This window comes from Streptomyces solicamelliae, from assembly GCF_045348655.1.
GTDB classification, from domain to species: Bacteria; Actinomycetota; Actinomycetes; order Streptomycetales; family Streptomycetaceae; genus Streptomyces; species Streptomyces solicamelliae.
Genome location: NZ_CP160404.1, coordinates 3,266,277 through 3,280,430, shown reverse-complemented (window position 1 = coordinate 3,280,430; position 14,154 = coordinate 3,266,277). Strand labels below are relative to the sequence as shown.

The following is a 14,154-nucleotide window of genomic DNA, read 5'->3' as shown; positions in this document are numbered from 1 at the left end:
CACTCTCGCGGGGGACGGTTCGAGGTGGTTTTTCGAATCCCGTGTTGACGCGCGGCGGCGGGATCGCCCGGTATTCGTCGACTCGGGCGGAAACGCACGGCGGCCCCGCACCTGCAACAGGTACGGGGCCGGGTGCGGCTGTCGCTCGGGCGGGTCAGTCGCTGAGACGCTCGCCCGTGGAGGTCGAGAACACGTGGATCTCGCCCGCGCGCGGTACGACGTGCAGCTCGGAGCCCTTCTCCGGGACGTTGCGGCCGCCGACGCGGACCACGAGGTCCTTGTCCGCGCCGCCGACACGCGCGGAGCCGTACACGTAACCGTCGGCGCCGAGCTCCTCGACGACGTTCACGGAGACGGCCAGCCCCTCGTCGCTGTCCGCACCGGACACGTCGAAGTGCTCGGGACGGACGCCGACGGTGACGGTCTTGTCGCCGTTGGCGGACGCGGCGGAGAGCGCGTCGCGCGAGACGGGGACGACGCTGTTGCCGAACTTGACGCCGCCGTCGGTGATCGGCACCTCGACGAGGTTCATGGCGGGGGAGCCGATGAAGCCGGCGACGAAGAGGTTGGCGGGCTTGTCGTACATGTTGCGCGGCGTGTCGACCTGCTGGAGCAGACCGTCCTTGAGCACGGCCACCCGGTCGCCCATGGTCATGGCCTCGACCTGGTCGTGCGTGACGTAGACGGTGGTGATCCCGAGCCGGCGCTGCAGCGACGCGATCTGCGTACGGGTCGACACACGGAGCTTGGCGTCCAGGTTGGACAGCGGCTCGTCCATGAGGAACACCTGCGGCTCACGCACGATGGCCCGGCCCATGGCGACACGCTGGCGCTGACCGCCGGAGAGCGCCTTGGGCTTGCGGTCCAGGTACTCGGTGAGGTCGAGGATCTTCGCGGCCTCTTCGACCTTCTGCCGGATGGTGCCCTTGTCGACGCCCGCGATCTTGAGCGCGAAGCCCATGTTCTGGGCGACGGTCATGTGCGGGTACAGCGCGTAGTTCTGGAACACCATCGCGATGTCCCGGTCCTTCGGCGGCAGGTGGGTGACGTCACGGTCGCCGATCCGAATGGACCCGCCGTTGACGTCCTCGAGCCCCGCGAGCATGCGGAGCGAGGTGGACTTGCCGCAGCCGGACGGCCCGACGAGCACGAGGAACTCGCCGTCCTCGATCTCAATGTCGAGCTGGTCGACGGCAGGCTTGGTGCCACCCGGGTAGAGCCGGGTGGCCTTGTCAAAGGTGACAGTGGCCATGGTGATGCGTCCCTTCACCGGCAGGAACGTGCCGGACGATCCGTTGTAAAGGAAGATGGGTCTAGTCCACCGCAGTGAACTCTCGGTGACGGTACCTGGCCGGTGTCCGATCTGTCAGTAGGGGAGGGGCGTGAAATTCGTCGGGAGCCGGCTCGGCGGAGGAGCCAGAGCACTCCACTTGTGGCTTCTGCCTGCACGGTCAGAGCCACGTTTTTTGACCTTGCGCAAGCTTCCTGCTTCAACACCCATCGCCTGTCCAGAGCACCGCTGAGGGGCACAAGGAACAGGTCTTACGCGGGCTCCACAGGCATTCCGGCCGACGGCCCGTCGGTCCGTGGTGCTGCTCCCTAGGCGGCGATCAAGACGTCCGGCAGTTCTGACGCCTTGATCAGAGCAGGCACGGCCCTGCCTGGCGGCAGCGCCGCTGCCACCAGCCAGTACAGCCGCATCCCCTCGTCTCGCAGGTTCACGGCCGCGTTGTGGTCCCGGCCGTGAATCGCGCCGCACTCCGCGCAGACCCACTCCCGGACCGACACATCCAGGCGCGGTCCCTTCGCGTGGCAGGCCGAGCAGCGGCGGGTCGACGGAAACCACCGGTCCACGATCACCAGGGTCCGCCCGTACCACTCACACTTGTAGCGCAGCTGACGCAGCAGCTCACCCCAGGCCGCATCCCTGATGGCCTGGTTCAGCTTTGCCTTCCGCCGGCGCCCTTTGCCTCGAGCCGGGCGCATGAGATTTGCGATCGGAAGATCCTCCACCACGAGCACTTGGTTCTCGCGCACGAGGCGGGTGGTGAACTGATCCAGGAGATCTCTCCGTACGTCACCGATGAGCGCGTACAGGCGGGCGATGCGCTTGCGCGCCTTCCCCCGGTTCTTCGACCCCTTCTGTTTGCGGTGCAGCTGCCGCTGCCGACGAGCCAGTTCCTCTCCGTGTTTTCTCAGCAGCCGCGGATGTTCCAGCACCGACCCGTCGTCCATCGTGACCAAGGCCGCCAGACCGAGATCAAGACCCACGGCCTTCGGCGCGTACGTGCCGGGGAGGAACACCGGCTGCAGTGGCTCGATGCGTTCCTCGACCAGTACGGAGAGGAAGAACCGCCCCGCTCTGTCCCGCGTGACATTCAGACGTACCGGTACCTGCCCGGCCGGCAGAGGGCGGGACCAGCGGATGTCGAGCGGCACAGTCTGCTTCGCCAGCGTCACCAGACCCGTCCCCGGCCGCTCCGGATCCTCCACCCACTTGAAGCCTGTCCGGACGTAGATCGCAGAGTCCCGCGACCGCCCCTTCTTCTTCCGCTTCGGGTACTTCGCGGACTTCCTGAAGAAGCGTGAGAACGCACCGTCCAGATGCCGCAGCGCCTGCTGCAGCACCGTCGACGAGACCTCACGCAGCCACTCCCGTCCCTCCTCCCGCTTCCACCCCGTGAGAGCCCGACAGGTCTCCGCGAATCCGACGGACACTCTGTGCTGCTCCCACGCGCCGGCACGGAGGGCCAGCCCCTCGTTGTAGACCCAGCGGCAGGCCCCGAAGGTCTTGGTCAGCTGCTCGGCCTGGTCGGGGGTGGGGTAGAAGCGGTAGCGGTAGGTCCGTTGCTGGGTTCCCGGGTCCTGGCGCCGCTGCTTCATGGCTCCGGAGGCGCGGCCGTGTCGCTCATGCCGGTCGGCGATGCCCAGCGTCACGCGCTTCACCCGCTTCGCCTCAGCGCCGATCACACGCCGCGGTATCTCCTCCGACGGCTCCGCCATGGCCCCTCCCCGCCCTGCTGTCCGATATCCGGACCTGCACTTCAGTCCGGTCAACGAACGTGTGGGCAGGTGGTTACGGGGGGTCGTGAATTCTTCGCTGGCGACTCACGGGGCTGTGTACAGTGGGAGAGCTTCCTGCGTGCGAGCGCGGCTGAGGCGTGCCTCCTTAGCTCAGTCCGGCCCAGAGCGATGTACTTGTAATACATAGGTCGTCGGTTCGAATCCGACAGGGGGCTCTGTGAAACGTGTGTCCCGGATCACTCTGATCCGGGACACTTGTGCGTTACGGGGGCGTATGTGTGGGGTGTTCTGGGGAGGGGTGCGGCCGGTGAGTCGGCGTTCCAGTGGGTTGATCGGTGCATGGGCCGAGGCGCAGCGGGTGGCGCAGCGGGAGCGGGAGGGGCAGCTGCAGGCGGTGTTGCGGCAGCAGCGGGATGCGGAGCGTGCGCAGCGGGCGCATGAGCGTGATGTGGCGCGGATGCAGCGGGAGCAGCGGGCGGCGTATCGGCAGCATCGGGATGCGGATGCGTTGCGGCGGACGCGGGAGCTGGACGAGCGGGTGGCGTTGCTGGAGGGGTTGTTGGCGTCGGGGTGTGCGGCGCCGGTGTTCTCGGTGGATTCGTTGCGGCGGTCGGAGGAGTTGGAGCCGTTTGCGCCTGGGCGGTTGGCGGTGCCGGTGCCGATGCCGGATCAGCGGTCGTATCAGGCGCAGGGGGGTTGGACGCCGGCTGGGCGGGCGCAGGCGGAGCAGCAGGCGCGGGCGCGTTTTGAGCAGGACTGGTATGCGGCGCAGGCGGCTGAGGCGCAGCGGCAGGAGCAGTTGGCGGCGTATCGGGCACAGTACGAGGCGTGGGCTGCAGGGCGGCTTGCGGAGGTGCGGGCGCACAACAGTGGTATTGCCGGGATGGTGGAGTCGCTGCGGTCTGGGGATGCCGAGACGGTGGTGGAGTTCTTCTCGGCGGTGTTGTACGCGTCGACCGCGTGGCCTGAGGGGTTTCCGCGGGAGGTGTCGGCGGCGTACGACCGGTCGGCTCGGGGGTTGGTGCTGGACTGGGATTTGCCGGGGTACGAGGTGGTGCCGGCGGCCAAGGGGATCAAGTATCTGCCCAGTACGGATCAGGAGCGGGAAGTGGCGCGGCCGGTGACGCAGCGGCGGGCGCTGTATCGGGATGTGCTGGCGCAGAGTGTGTTGTTGGCGGTGCGTGAGTTGTTTGCCGCGGATCCGTTCGGTGTTCTGCAGGGTGTGGCGTTGAACGGTTTCGTCGGCGGTGTGGATCCGGCGACGGGGGTGGCGTCGCGGGTGTGTGTGGCGTCGGTGATGGTGGAGCGTGGGGTTTTCGACGGGCTGAACCTGGAGTTGGTCAGCGCCGTGGAGTGTGTGACGGGCGCCTTGTCGGGGCGGTTGTCGGCGAAGCCTGATGAGCGGGTGGCGGTGGTGCCGTTGCTGACGCCGGAGCAGGTGGGGTCGGGTGTGGTGTCGCATGGTGAGGGTGCGGAGCCGGACTTGTTGTCGATGGATCCGATTGCGTTCGAGGGGTTGGTTGCTGAGTTGTTCCGGGCGCGGGGGCTGCAGGCGGTGACGACGCGTCGGTCGAATGACGGCGGGGTTGACGTGGAGGCGTTGGATCCGGATCCGATCAGTGGTGGTTCGATCATCGTGCAGGCGAAGCGGTATCGGAACACGGTGCCGCCGAGTGCGGTGCGGGATCTGTACGGGACGGTGCAGGGGGCGGGGGCGAACAAGGGGGTGTTGGTGACGACGTCGGGTTTTGGTCCGGGGTCGTACACGTTCGCCAATGGCAAGCCGCTGACGTTGATCTCGGGTGCGGAGTTGGTGGATCTGCTGCATCAGCATGGGCTGCGGGGGCGGCTCGGCGGCGGTGCGGGTGCGGGTGTGGGGGTTCCTGCTCAGGCGTCGGGGCGTGGGCCTGTGGCTCCTCCGGAGGCTGAGGACGACTTCAGTGTGCTGGGGATGGTGTGGTCGGGGCCGGTGGCCTTGGACGTGTGTGCGCTGGTGTGTGAGGGGGACCGGGTGTTGGGGGACGAGTTCTTCGTCTTCTTCAACAATCCGGGGACGCCTGATGGCGCGGTGAGGATGGTGCCGGCGGTGTCGGGGGATCGGGCGGCGGTGCGGGTGGGTTTCGACGCGCTGCCGGCGCGGGCGGATCGGTTGGTGCTGGTGGCGGCCGTGGATCCCGAGGTGAATCCTGATGCGGATCTGTCGGGGTTCGTGGATGCGGGGATCAGGCTTCGGGACGATTCGGGCGTGGAGTTGGATCAGTTGGTGGTGTCGGACGGGCGTCCTGGGGAGACGGCGTTGGTGTTGGGGTCGTTCCGGCGGCGGGCGAGTGGGGACTGGGATTTCGTGCTGGGCGGTAAGGGGTATCGGGGTGGGTTGGGGGAGTTGGTGGGGGACTTCGGGATCGAGGTGGAGTAGTCCCGGCTGGTGAGGTGGGTGGGGTGAGGGGCCCGGGTTTCTGGAACCCGGGCCTTTTGCGTTTCCGGGGTCAGCGGCCGTTGAGGTGGTCGGCGAGGCGGGCGAGGGGGGCGGTGGTGGGGGTGTGGGTAGTGGATTCCTGGCGGTCGGCGGTGCGGTAGGCGGCGTACATGGCCTGGACGCCGAGCCAGCGGAGGGGTTCGGGTTCCCATTTGCGGACCTTGTGGTCGACCCAGGGGAGGGTCGTGAGGTCGGTGGGGCCGCCCTGGCCGGAGTCCTGCTGGATGAGGTCGCGGAGGGTGCGGGCGGCGAGGTTGGCGGTGGCGACGCCGGAGCCGACGTAGCCGCCGGCCCAGCCGAGGCCGGTGGAGCGGTCGAGGGTGACGGTGGCGCACCAGTCGCGGGGGACGCCGAGGACGCCGGACCAGGCGTGGGCGATGCCGATGCCGGCGAGTTGGGGGAAGAGGGTGGTGAGGATGTCCCGGAGGGCGTCGATCGTCTTCTCTTGCGTGCGGCCGTCGTTGTCGGTCTTCGAGCCGTAGCGGTAGGGGACGCCTCGGCCGCCGAGGGCGATGCGGCCGTCGGCGGTGCGCTGGGCGTACATGTAGGCGTGGGCCATGTCGCCGAGGGTTTCCAGGCCGGTCCAGCCGATCTCGTCCCAGAGGGCGTCGGGGAGGGGGTCGGTGGCGATCATGGAGGAGTTCATGGGGAGCCAGGTGCGGCGCTGGCCGGTGAGGGAGGCGGTGAAGCCTTCGGTGCAGCGCAGTACGTAGGGGGCGCGGACGGTGCCGTAGGGGGTGACGGCGTGTTTGGGCTTGATCTCGGTGACCGGGGTGGATTCGTGGATCGTCACGCCGAGGGCTTCTACTGCTGCCGCCAGGCCCTTCGCCAGTTTCGCCGGGTGGAGGCGGGCGCCGTGGGGGGTCCAGCTGGAGCCGACGGCGCCGAAGACGCGGATGCGTTCGGCGGTTTCGCGGGCGCCGAGGAGTTCGCGTTCCTTCTCGCCGAAGGCGAGTTCGCGGGCGTGGAACTCCTTGAGGCGGGTCAGTTGGGCGGGGGTGAGGGCGACTTCGAGGACGCCGCCGCGGTGGATGTCGGCGTCGATGCCTTCGGTGGCGCAGACGTCGATGACCTCGGTGACGGTGTGGTTCATGGCCTGCTGGAGGCGGGCGGCGGGTTCGTGGCCGTGGACCCGGGCGTGGCGGTCGCGGCCGGCGATGCCGTTGTAGAGCCAGCCGCCGTTGCGGCCGGAGGCGCCGTATCCGCAGAACTTGGCTTCGAGGACGGTGATGTTGAGGAAGGGGACGGCCTTCTTGAGGTAGTACGCGGTCCACAGGCCGGTGTAGCCGCCGCCGACGATGCAGACGTCGGCCGTGGTGTCCCCGGGCAGCGGTTCGCGGGGTGCGGGGGTGCCTTCCTGTGCGTACCAGAAGGAGATGCCGCCGTTGACCGTGGCCGTGGTGCTCATGGTGTTCCTCGTGAGCCGGGGGAGGGTGGAGTTGCTGGTGCCTAGCATTCTGGTGTGATCCGGATTCCGGAAGAGCCGGTGGAGACGCAGGTTGGGTTCAAGGGGGCTGCGGGGCGGGCTTTTGTCGACCGTGAGCGGGGCGGGCGTGGACGCTCGGGCGGGTGCTGCAGAACGCGTTGTGGGACGCCGAGGACGCCGAGGACGCCGAGGACGCCGAGGACGGGGAGAACGGGGAGGCCGTGCTGGACGCGGTACAGGTGTCCATCGCGCGGACGCTGCTGGCACGGTAGGCGGTCGGGGACTCATGCTGATCCCATGATTCGTACGGCTACACCTGCAGATGTTCCTGTCATTCACGCGATGGTCCGTGAGCTCGCGGAGTACGAGAAGGCGCTCGACGAGGCGCGGGCGACGGAGGCGCAGCTTCACGAGGCGCTGTTCGGGGAGCGGCCGGCGGCGTTCGCGCACATCGCGGAGACCGCGGAGGGGGAGGTCGCGGGGTTCTGTCTGTGGTTCCTCAACTTCTCGACGTGGCGGGGGGTGCACGGGATCTATCTCGAGGACCTGTACGTGCGTCCGGAGCACCGGGGCGGCGGGTACGGGAAGGCGTTGCTGACGCAGTTGGCGCGGATCTGCGTGGAGCGCGGGTACGAGCGGCTGGAGTGGTCGGTCCTCGACTGGAACGCGCCGTCGATCGCGTTCTACGAGTCGCTGGGCGCGCGGCCGCAGGACGAGTGGACGGTGTACCGGCTGACGGACGGGGCGTTGGGGGCTTTGGGGGCGGGGGGAGAGTAGGTCCTCGAGTCCTCTGTTCGTGGTGGTCGGGAGCGGCCCGGTTCCGTCGGCGGACCGGGCCGCTCTCGTTTCTCCTGCTGCCCCTACGGGATCAGGACGACCTTTCCCGTGGTGCCGCGGGTCTCCAGGGCTCGGTGGGCGGCGGCAGCCTCGGCGAGGGGGAAGGGGTGGACGGCGGGGCGGAGGCGGCCGGTGGCGGCTTCGGCGAGGGAGCGGGTCTCGAGGGCGCGGAGGCCGCCGGCCTTGTCGAGCATCTGCGGGCCGAGGGGGGTGACGGAGGTGATGCCGTGGGTGGCGAGTTCCTCGTCGGTGAAGGTGAGGGGGGCGGCGTCGGGGGCCCAGCCGTAGGCGAGGTGGGTGCCGCCGGGGCCGAGGAGGTCGACGGCGGCGCGGGCGGTGTCGCCGGCGACGGCGTCGAAGACGGTGGTGGCGGTGCGGTCGCCGAGGAACTCCCGTACGCGGGCGGGCCAGTCGGGGAGGGTGTAGTCGACGGCGAGGTCGGCGCCGTTGTCGCGGACGCGGGCGGTCTTGGCGGGGCCGCCGGCGAGGCCGATGACGGTGGCGCCGGCGTTCTTGGCGTACTGGACGAGGAGGGTGCCGATGCCGCCGGCGGCGGCGGTGACGATCGCGACGGTGTCGGGGCCGGGTTCGGCGAACTGGAGGACGCCGAGGGTGGTACGGCCGGTGCCGATCATGGCGACGGCCTCTGCGGGGCCGAGGTCGTCGGGGAGCGGGTGGAGGCGGTCGGCGTCGGTGACGGCGGCCTCGGCGTAGCCGCCGGGGGCGTAGCCGAGGTGGGCGACGACGCGGCGGCCGAGCCAGGTGGGGTCGGTGCCTTCGCCGAGGGCGTCGACGGTGCCGGCGACCTCGCGGCCGGGGACGGTGGGGAGTTCGGGGGCGGGGAAGGGGCCGCCGGTGTCGCCGCGGCGCAGGGAGGTGTCGACGACGTGGACCCCGGCCGCGGCGACGGCGATGCGGACCTGGCCGGGGCCGGGGGTGGGGGTGTCGGTCTCCTCGTAGGTGAGGTTCTCGGCGGGGCCGAAGGCGTGGAGGCGGATGGCGTGCATGGTGGGCTCTCCCTGCGTGGACGGGGCGCTTCTTGTCGGTGAGCCCAGCCTTCACCCTCAAGCAAAGTTGAGGTCAAGCCTCACGCTGCCAGAGGGGTGCCGGCGTGCTTGAGGGCGAGCGAGACGGCCTCGATGGCGCTGTTGAAGGAGACCTCGGAGAGCACACCGGGCGCCGCGACCTGGTCGCCGACGAGGTAGACGCCCTCGCCGCGGTCGATGGCGGGCCGGTCGCGCCAGGTGGTGCCGGGGCGGTCGACCGCGCCGGTACGGCCGGACGCGACGGCCTCGCGGCGCCAGACGGTGCGCTCGCGCCAGCCGGGGAAGCCGAGGTCGAGGAGGCGTTCGGCGTGGGCGACGCCGTCGGCCTTGGAGCCCTTGGGGCCGATCGGCAGCTGGGCCTGGATGAGCTGTTGGCCGGCCGGGGCGAGGCCGGGGTCCTGGGCGGTGAAGCGTTCCACCCAGCCGGGCGCGTCGAGGTCGGAGATCACGAACGGGTCGCCCTTGCGGGTGCGCAGCGCCAGGTCGAGGAGGACGGTACGGCCGCTCTCCCAGGTCAGGCCGGGTTCGCCGAGGAGGCGGGCGGCCGCGGGGAGGGAGGTGGCGAGGACGACGGGGCCGTCGGGCAGGGAGTCGACGCGGGAGCCGACCTCGATGTGGACGCCGAGGTTCCAGGCGCGGGCGGCCATCCGCTCGATGAGCTGTCCCCAGCCGCCGCGGATGTAGTGCGCCTCGGGCGGCAGGGAGGCGGCGCGGTGCAGCCGCTCCTGGACGAAGCGGGCGGAGAGCGCGCCGGGGTCGTGGTGGAAGAGCGCGACGCCGCTGTAGTGGGCGGCGACGCGGGCGGTGTCGGGGCCGGCGACGCGGCCGGCCCAGGTGAGGAAGTCGACGTCGACGGGTGCCTGTTCGGGGGTCCGGAGGGTCTGCCGGAGGAAGCCGAGCGGCGGCGTGCGGCGCAGGGCGCCGTTGCGGTGGAACCGGAAGCGGGCGGCTTCGAGCGGGGGCAGCGTGGCGAGCGGTCCGAGCAGGTCGCGCTGCTTGAGCCAGGTCCAGTGGGGTCCGCCGTTGTAGATGGCGTGGGGGCCTTCGTTGGTCTTGTACGGGCCTTCGGCCGTCCGCGCCCGCCCGCCGAGCGTGTCGTGCGCCTCGTGCAGGGTGACGCGGGCGCCGGCCTCGGCGGCGGTGATGGCGGCGGTGAGTCCGGCGAAGCCGCCGCCGACGACGGTGAGGTTCTGCTGCATGGCTGCTGTCCCTTCACGGATCCCTGAGGTGTCACGCATACGACGGCCGAGGCGGCGCGGTTCGTGACATCGGGGGCGTTGTCAGTGGTGCACGTCACACTGAGTGGTGCTGGGTGAAGTGACGACCGGGAGGACGTGGCCGGGGCCCGCGGCGAAGCGGGGCGGTCGGCCGGCGTCGGGGCGGGGGGTTCCGGGACGGCCGGGGTGGTCCGGGACGCTCGGGGTGCATCCGCTCGCGGCGCGGTGCGGTACCCGCCGCGAGGCCGGGTGGCGCGTCGGGCCGGGGGCCCTGCGCGGTGATCGGGGCGGCGGGCCCTCGGCGGGGGCTGCCGGGAGGGAAGGCGTACGGCGCGGGGGTGCCGGGCACGGCAGGGGCGGTTCGGGGAAGGAGGAGGCGCAGCCCGTCAGGGGAGGCGGGGGAAGCGGGACTGGAGGGTCCAGATCGCGGGGTTGTCGGCGAGGCCCTCGTGCATGTCGGTGAGGTCGGCGAGGAGGTCGTGGAGGAAGTCGCGGGACTCGCGGCGCAGTGCGGCGTGGTTGAAGGTGAGCGGGGCCTCGTCGCCGGGCATCCAGTCGGCCTCGACGTCGACCCAGCCGAAGCGGCGCTCGAAGAGCATCCGGTCGGTGGACTCGGTGAAGTCGATCTCGGCGTACTGGGGCTGGGAGGCGCGGCTGCCGCGCGGGTCGCGGTCGAGCTGCTCGACGATGTCGCACAGCGCCCAGGCGAAGTCCAGCACCGGGACCCATCCCCAGGCTGTGGACACCTCGCGGTCCGCCTTCGTGTCGGCGAGGTACACGTCGCCGCAGAACAGGTCGTGGCGCAGGGCGTGGACGTCCGCGCGGCGGTAGTCCGTCTGCGGCGGGTCCGGGAAGCGGCGGGAGAGGGAGTAGCCGATGTCGAGCACGTAGTCGATGGTGTCACGGCCGGGACGGGGGTGTGTCACGGCCGTCGCCGGCGCCGGGCGGCGACGCCGTGGTGGCGGGCGTAGGCGGCCGTCGCCACGGCCAGCAGCGGGCCGGTGGCGGCCAGCGGGGCGTACGTGGCGAGGAGAAGGGGGCGTCCCGAGGAGGACAGGTGCGGGTCGGGGGCGACGAAGAAGAACAGCAGCACCTGGCTCAGGCAGAACAGGGTGACCAGCGCGGCCAGGACCCGCCCGGTACGCACCGCCGTGCGGGGGGCCCGGACGCGGAGCCGGCCGGTGGCCACCAGCAGCGGGAGCAGCGCCGCGCACTCCTGCAGGACGGTGAGGCCGGCGACGTACGCGACGCCCCAGCCGGGGATCGCGTACACGTCGCGCAGCACCTCCGTGCTGTACCCGACGGGCAGTTGCGCCGCCATCGCCAGGCGCCACAGCCCGGACGGCACGCTGCACAGGGCGAGCAGGCGGGCGGCCCGGCGGGCGGTGCGCAGGTGGTCCGGGGCGAGGGTGAGCTGCGGTGTCGTCGGCATGCCATCAGACTGGCCGCCCCCGATGCCCCGGTCCTCGGCCTGCGCGGCGGACCTCCTCCGCCGTGCGGCGGAGGGGCCCTCCTGCCGCCGCGCTACGGCAGCAGCCGCTTCTCCTTCGCCACCGCCACCGCGCCGGCGCGGGTGTCCACGCCGAGCTTGGCGTAGATGCGGCCCAGGTGGGTCTTCACCGTGGCCTCGCTGATGAACAGGGCGCGGGCGATCTCCCGGTTGCCGAGGCCCTGGGCGAGCTGCGCCAGGATGTCTCGCTCGCGGTCCGTCAGCGAGGGGCCGGCCGCGCCGCGCATCCGGTCCATGACCCTGCTGGCCACCGGCGCCGACAGGGTCGTACGGCCCTGTGCCGCCGAGCGGATCGCGGAGAACAGCTCCTCGGGGCGCTCCGCCTTCAGCAGGTAGCCGGTCGCGCCCGCCTCGATCGCCCGCGTGATGTCGGCGTCCGTGTCGTACGTCGTCAGGACGAGGACGTGCACCTCCGGCGAGGCGATCCGCCGTGTCGCCTCCACGCCGTCGATGCCCGCGCCCAGCTGCAGGTCCATCAGCACCACGTCCGGCTTCAGCTTCGCGGCCATCGCGACCGCCTCCTCGCCGCTGCCGGCCTCGCCGACGACCTCGATGCCGTCGGCGCTGCCGAGCAGCGCGAGCAGGCCGGCGCGGACCACGACGTGGTCGTCGCAGAGCAGAATGCGTACGGAATCCGAAGTCACTCTTGCGTCTCCAAGGGGATCGCGGCGGACAGGACGGTGCCCTCGCCGGGGGCCGACTCAATGGTGAGCGCGCCGCCGAGCTGGCGCACCCGCGCCCGCATCGCGGGCAGGCCGTGCCCGCGCACGCCCGCCGTGCCGGTGCGGGACGGTTCGAAGCCGCGGCCGTCGTCGGCGATGTCGAGGACGACCTGGTCGTCGAGGTACGTGAGGGTCAGCGCGGCCGAGGTGGCCGCGGCGTGCTCGCGGACGTTCGCCAGGGCGCCCTGCGCGATCCGCAGCAGCGCCGACTGCACCCGCTCCGGTACGGGGACGGGCGCCCCGTCCACCCGGAAGCCGGCCGACTCGCGGGCGGCGAGCAGCCGCAGCGCCTCCTCCAGGCCGCCGCCCTCCGCGAGGTCGGCGGGCGCGAGGTCGTGCACGAAGCGGCGGGCCTCGGCGAGGTTGTGTTCGGCGATCGACTCGGCGGTACGGACGTGCCGGCGCGCGGTGTCCGGGTCGCTGTCCCAGGTGCGGTCCGCGGCCTGGAGCAGCATCTGCTGGCTGGACAGGCCCTGCGCGAGGGTGTCGTGGATCTCCATCGACAGGCGCTGGCGCTCCGCGAGCGTGCCCTCGCGGCGTTCGATCGCGGCGAGTTCGCGGCGGGTGCGGATCAGGTCGTTGATCAGGGCCCGCTGCCGGTCCGCCTGCCGCTGGGCGTGCACGAACACCGCCGTGGCGATGGCCGCCACGGCGGGCGGCGCGACCAGCAGGTTCGGGTCCCAGCCGCCGAGGTCGACCTGCGCGGCGACCACGAACACGGTGAGCAGGGTGACCAGGACGAGCGCGGCGCGCGGCGGCAGCGTGCGCAGCCCGGTGTAGAAGAGCGGCACGGCGCACCACGCGAAGCTCGGCGCGAGCACCACGAGCACCACCCACACCGCGACCACCGTCACCAGCCAGGCGATCCGCCGCGGCGTCGCGCGGGTGCCGAGCACCGGGCCCAGCAGGTACAGCGAGGCCAGCACCCCGCTCAGCGCGATGATCCACGCGCTGCGGTCCTCCCACGGGTGCCGCAGCAGGAAGCGGACGAGCGAGGCGCCGAGCAGCAGGAAGAACGCGAGGTGCATGACGCGCGCCAGCCAACGGGCGTCCGGGTCGTGCTCCATCGTCCACCTTCCGTTGCCACGGGACCACCTCTGACCTGGTGGTACAGGTCCATGGTGGCCCCGGGGGACCAGTGCGGCATCAGCCGATCGGTTGACCCCGGTGTCAGCCGTCCCGCGCGCCGACGGCAGCCGGTCCGAGGACCGTACGGGGCGGTCTGCGGCACCAGCATGGAGGACGAAGCGAACGACATCCCGCCGCTGAGAAGCCGAGGACCCGAGGTCCTGAGGACTCGAAGGAGACCCACCATGAAGAAGAAGCTCTGGATCGGTGCCGCCACCGCCGCCGTCGTCGCCGCCGGTACCTTCGGCGCCGTCTCCGCGAACGCCTCCGCCCCGGCTGCCGCCCCCGCCGTCGCGATGAAGGCCGACGTCGCCAACGACAACCTCGTGCAGAGCACGCACCTGACGATCGAGGCCGCGACCGAGGCCGCGCAGGCCGCGCTCGACGCCGCCGAGAAGGAGAACCAGCGGGTCTCCGTCGCGGTCGTCGACCGCAACGGCAACACCATCGTGACCCTGCGCGGCGACGGCGCCGGCCCGCAGTCGTACGAGTCCGCCGAGAAGAAGGCGTACACCGCCGTCTCCTGGAACGCCCCCACCTCCGAGCTGGTCAAGCGCCTGGAGAACGCCCCGAACCTGAAGGACATCCCGGGCACCCTGTTCCTCGGCGGCGGCGCCCCGGTGCAGGTCAAGGGCGCGCCGATCGCCGGCATCGGCGTGGCCGGCGCCCCGAGCGGCGACCTGGACGAGAAGTTCGCCCGTGCGGGCGTCGCCGCCCTCGACAAGTAAGCGGGACGGCGCGATGACCCCGGTGGCGTCCCGGCCCCCC

Annotated in this window: 13 protein-coding genes and 1 tRNA gene; 5 read left to right on the top strand and 9 right to left on the bottom strand. The window is 71.4% G+C overall.

All coding sequences use genetic code 11. From position 1 onward, the window contains the following. Positions 1-154: 154 nt before the first annotated feature. Positions 155-1,252 (bottom strand): ABC transporter ATP-binding protein, encoded by a 1,098-nt coding sequence (locus tag ABZO31_RS15105; RefSeq protein WP_406861735.1) that lies wholly within the window; start codon positions 1,250-1,252, stop codon positions 155-157. A 347-nt stretch (positions 1,253-1,599) separates the two neighbouring features. After that, positions 1,600-3,003, bottom strand: a complete 1,404-nt coding sequence (locus ABZO31_RS15100) for an RNA-guided endonuclease InsQ/TnpB family protein (protein ID WP_406861734.1) — start codon at positions 3,001-3,003, stop codon at positions 1,600-1,602. A gap of 160 nt (positions 3,004-3,163) precedes the next feature. Between ABZO31_RS15100 and ABZO31_RS15095 the strand changes: the two genes are divergently transcribed. Both ABZO31_RS15095 and ABZO31_RS15090 read left to right on the top strand, forming a co-directional pair. Next, positions 3,164-3,239 (top strand) — tRNA-Thr (locus tag ABZO31_RS15095). 92 nt (positions 3,240-3,331) lie between these two features. Beyond that, on the top strand, positions 3,332-5,440 hold the full coding sequence (locus ABZO31_RS15090) for a restriction endonuclease (RefSeq protein WP_406861733.1): 2,109 nt from the start codon (positions 3,332-3,334) through the stop codon (positions 5,438-5,440). A 70-nt stretch (positions 5,441-5,510) separates the two neighbouring features. Here ABZO31_RS15090 and ABZO31_RS15085 read toward each other — a convergent pair whose 3' ends face one another. Then, positions 5,511-6,908 (bottom strand): NAD(P)/FAD-dependent oxidoreductase, encoded by a 1,398-nt coding sequence (locus tag ABZO31_RS15085; protein WP_406861732.1) that lies wholly within the window; start codon positions 6,906-6,908, stop codon positions 5,511-5,513. Between the two features lie 161 nt (positions 6,909-7,069). Here ABZO31_RS15085 and ABZO31_RS15080 point away from each other — a divergent pair, with 161 nt between their 5' ends. Then, on the top strand, positions 7,070-7,198 hold the full coding sequence (locus tag ABZO31_RS15080; RefSeq protein WP_406861731.1) for a hypothetical protein: 129 nt from the start codon (positions 7,070-7,072) through the stop codon (positions 7,196-7,198). 25 nt (positions 7,199-7,223) lie between these two features. After that, positions 7,224-7,703 carry a GNAT family N-acetyltransferase gene (locus ABZO31_RS15075; protein WP_406861730.1) on the top strand — a complete coding sequence of 160 codons (480 nt, stop codon included), beginning with the start codon at positions 7,224-7,226 and terminating at the stop codon, positions 7,701-7,703. An 83-nt stretch (positions 7,704-7,786) separates the two neighbouring features. Here ABZO31_RS15075 and ABZO31_RS15070 read toward each other — a convergent pair whose 3' ends face one another. The 6 genes from ABZO31_RS15070 to ABZO31_RS15045 all read right to left on the bottom strand — a co-directional run bounded on the left by ABZO31_RS15070 (position 7,787) and on the right by ABZO31_RS15045 (position 13,325). Beyond that, positions 7,787-8,770: a zinc-binding dehydrogenase gene (locus ABZO31_RS15070; RefSeq protein ID WP_406861729.1), complete on the bottom strand. Its 984-nt coding sequence runs from the start codon at positions 8,768-8,770 to the stop codon at positions 7,787-7,789. Positions 8,771-8,850: 80 nt separating this feature from the next. After that, positions 8,851-10,047 carry an FAD-dependent oxidoreductase gene (locus ABZO31_RS15065; RefSeq protein ID WP_406861728.1) on the bottom strand — a complete coding sequence of 399 codons (1,197 nt, stop codon included), beginning with the start codon at positions 10,045-10,047 and terminating at the stop codon, positions 8,851-8,853. A 365-nt stretch (positions 10,048-10,412) separates the two neighbouring features. Then, a complete protein-coding gene (locus tag ABZO31_RS15060) occupies positions 10,413-10,913 on the bottom strand; it encodes a hypothetical protein (protein WP_406865361.1) in 501 nt (166 codons plus the stop codon). A gap of 35 nt (positions 10,914-10,948) precedes the next feature. Continuing rightward, complete coding sequence (locus ABZO31_RS15055) at positions 10,949-11,458, bottom strand: hypothetical protein (RefSeq protein ID WP_406861727.1); 510 nt, start codon at positions 11,456-11,458, stop codon at positions 10,949-10,951. A gap of 92 nt (positions 11,459-11,550) precedes the next feature. Next, positions 11,551-12,180, bottom strand: a complete 630-nt coding sequence (locus ABZO31_RS15050; protein WP_406861726.1) for a response regulator — start codon at positions 12,178-12,180, stop codon at positions 11,551-11,553. Continuing rightward, a complete protein-coding gene (locus tag ABZO31_RS15045) occupies positions 12,177-13,325 on the bottom strand; it encodes a sensor histidine kinase (RefSeq protein ID WP_406861725.1) in 1,149 nt (382 codons plus the stop codon). The genes ABZO31_RS15050 and ABZO31_RS15045 overlap by 4 nt, the downstream gene beginning before the upstream one ends. 246 nt (positions 13,326-13,571) lie before the next feature. On the opposite strand from ABZO31_RS15045, the gene ABZO31_RS15040 reads away from it, so the two are divergent. Continuing rightward, on the top strand, positions 13,572-14,114 hold the full coding sequence (locus ABZO31_RS15040) for a GlcG/HbpS family heme-binding protein (protein ID WP_406861724.1): 543 nt from the start codon (positions 13,572-13,574) through the stop codon (positions 14,112-14,114). Positions 14,115-14,154 lie beyond the last annotated feature (40 nt).